The following is a 749-nucleotide window of genomic DNA, read 5'->3' on the forward strand; positions in this document are numbered from 1 at the left end:
GATTTTTAGACCTGAGCGAGACTTCTCGCTTGTACTCGTTAGCAAAAACAAATTCATCCACAATATCGGATTGCAACAGCAATTACTCGGACTAGCTCAAGTGGTCGTTTTCCCAGAAGATACTGATGACGGTCTAATGGAAAGCATCTTGACCAAACGATATTCTGCATGGGATGGCGCTGTAAATATCGTGCAACCTCTTTTTGGTGGTGAAGTCCCTCGAAACTCACTAATTCTTAGTGACCAGATTGAAAACTGGAAACAAAACAACGTTCATGTTTTACATGAACTACTGTCCTTTGTTACTCATACAACTAACGGCAAGTACCGAAAAGAGCACTTTTCACCTACTGACGTTCGAGCAAAACGCCAGAAAGATCAAAGGATCGCATTAACAAAAAAAGTTTCTTCTTTGACGGATGATTCTGACTATAAAGAGCTTTTGGATGAGGCGATGCAAGAGTTAGATCGTCAACAAGAAGCGTCAAATGCCGAGATCGAAAAACTAACGACAAACCTTACAGATACAGAGAGTATGTACTTTGATGCGGAGTCGGACAAAGAGGAGTTAGAAAACAATCTTCTTATGCTTCGTGCAAAAGTAGAACATTTAGAAACTCATTTTGCTGGTAAAACCGTAGGTTTACCAGCACTAAACCTTGGCAAAGAAAGTGATCTTTATGAGGGTGAGATTTTAAACATCCTATTGGATGTTCTGAAACCTGCGCATGAATCCGCAAAGCAATATT

Annotated in this window: 1 protein-coding gene; it reads left to right on the forward strand. The window is 40.2% G+C overall.

Annotation, left to right across the window (positions count from 1 at the left end; all coding sequences use genetic code 11):
- Nucleotides 1–749 (forward strand): hypothetical protein (locus tag KIV40_RS30380; RefSeq protein WP_285352983.1); only part of this gene is annotated, 749 nt, incomplete at both ends.

Source organism: Vibrio sp. D173a (assembly GCF_030248475.1).